The sequence below is a fragment of the Oleiphilus sp. HI0123 genome (assembly GCF_001635315.1).
The window spans coordinates 1-1,686 of the sequence record NZ_LWGE01000004.1 but is presented as its reverse complement, the minus strand read 5'-3'; the positions used below and the strand labels follow the sequence as shown (position 1 = coordinate 1,686).

The following is a 1,686-nucleotide window of genomic DNA, read 5'->3' as shown; positions in this document are numbered from 1 at the left end:
TTTGGTCAGGATGATATTGATGGTGGGCTAGTTGGTGGCGCATCATTAAAAGTGAGCGACTTTTTACAAATCTGTAAGAGCGCTGGTTAGTAATTTTTATTGTTGTTTGTTGCAATTAAGAGTTTGAGGCTCTTGATGGGGCGGGCAACTAGAGTAGAAAAATAGGCTAAAAGTATGGAATGGTTAGAGACTGCCGTTATTGTGGTGCATATTCTGGTATCACTAGGTTTGATTGGTTTGGTTTTGCTGCAGCAAGGTAAGGGTGCTGAAGCGGGTGCTTCCTTTGGTGGTGGTGCGTCACAAACCGTTTTTGGTAGTCAGGGTAGTGGTAGCTTCCTAACACATATGACCAAATACTTTGCGATTGTATTCTTTATTACCAGTATTTCTCTGGCGGTGATCGCTAAGCAGAAATCAGAAATTTCTGCAGATGATTTCATTGCGCCTGTTGCTGAGCTTGAAACCTCAGGAACTGATGAGTCGGCGACAGAGTTAGAAGGCGGTGAGTCAATTGATACGGCTGCGAAAGATGCGATGCCTGCCGAGTCAGCGGCGCCAGAGTTAGAATAAGTTTTTGGTTTTTGCCCAAGTGGTGGAATTGGTAGACACGCTATCTTGAGGGGGTAGTGGCGTAAGCCGTGCCGGTTCAAGTCCGGCCTTGGGCACCAACTTAGAAAGCCTGTCACGTTTGTGACGGGCTTTTTGCTTTTCTGGGTTTAAGTTATTTGTTCAAGTAATAGATCAATTGTGGGTAATGAACTGTAAGGTACAGTGCTTAACGGTTGACCCATTAAGGTTTGGTGCATATAATGCGGCCGAATATTGCTGCGCACGAGTATAGTCCAAGCTTGTTTATTGCTTTGATTAATATTGCTGATGTTGATTTATTAGATGTTAGCTTGTGGAAATCAACGATGCGTGAGAAAAATCTGGTAAAAGCCGCCTTTGGTGGTCTCTTGAGTGTTACTCAGAGGCTCGGTTGTTTAAGGTTGTGGTGGCTTTTTCGTGTGATGGGCTTTATGCCCATTTTTTGTTTCTGAAATATGAAAAACGGTACTGCCATTGTCTGCAAAAAAGAAGCTGTTAGAAGAATTGATTGAACCGGTCATTGAAGGGCTGGGTTACGAGTGTTGGGGTATTGAATATATGTCCCAGGGTAAGCACTCTGTGTTGCGTGTGTTTATTGAAAGCGCACAAACCGAAGAAAAACAAGAAACTGAAGTCCCTGGTGAAGTAGATGAAAATATCACTGAGGAACAGGCCAGGGAAAGCGGCATAGAGCTCAAAGATTGTGAGCTGGTGAGCCGTCAGTTGAGTGGTGTAATGGATGTAGAAGATCCGATAAACGGAGAGTATACCTTGGAGGTTTCTTCGCCAGGCATGGATCGTCCATTATATAAGCTAAATCACTATGAACGGTTTCAGGGGCACCAAGTTGCCTTGAAATTACGCATGGCCTATGAAGGTCGTCGCAAGTACAGTGGTTTACTAAAAGGATTGGAAGGAAATGATATTGTTCTTCAGGTTGGTGAAGAAGAATTTTTATTTCCTATTGAAGCGATTGAAAAAGCGAACGTAGTGCCGCAGTTTGATTGAATTTGAAGATTGGAGCGAATGACGCGATGAATAAAGAAATTTTGCTAGTTGTTGAAGCAGTTTCAAATGAAAAGGGTGTTGAAAAAGATA

Annotated in this window: 4 protein-coding genes and 1 tRNA gene; all 5 read left to right on the top strand. The window is 43.1% G+C overall.

Annotation, left to right across the window (positions count from 1 at the left end; translation table 11 throughout):
- A partial coding sequence (locus tag A3761_RS26010; RefSeq protein WP_197472663.1) for a triose-phosphate isomerase occupies positions 1–90 on the top strand: 90 nt, incomplete at its 5' end.
- Between the two features lie 84 nt (positions 91–174).
- Entirely contained in the window at positions 175–570 is a 396-nt protein-coding gene (secG, locus tag A3761_RS00110) for a preprotein translocase subunit SecG (RefSeq protein ID WP_068515214.1), read from the top strand.
- Positions 571–583: 13 nt separating this feature from the next.
- Positions 584–668: transfer RNA gene (locus tag A3761_RS00105), tRNA-Leu, on the top strand.
- Between the two features lie 141 nt (positions 669–809).
- On the top strand, positions 810–1,040 hold the full coding sequence (locus A3761_RS00100; RefSeq protein WP_068515212.1) for a hypothetical protein: 231 nt from the start codon (positions 810–812) through the stop codon (positions 1,038–1,040).
- Between the two features lie 22 nt (positions 1,041–1,062).
- Positions 1,063–1,596: a ribosome maturation factor RimP gene (rimP, locus tag A3761_RS00095; RefSeq protein ID WP_068515210.1), complete on the top strand. Its 534-nt coding sequence runs from the start codon at positions 1,063–1,065 to the stop codon at positions 1,594–1,596.
- The last annotated feature ends 90 nt before the right edge of the window (positions 1,597–1,686 follow it).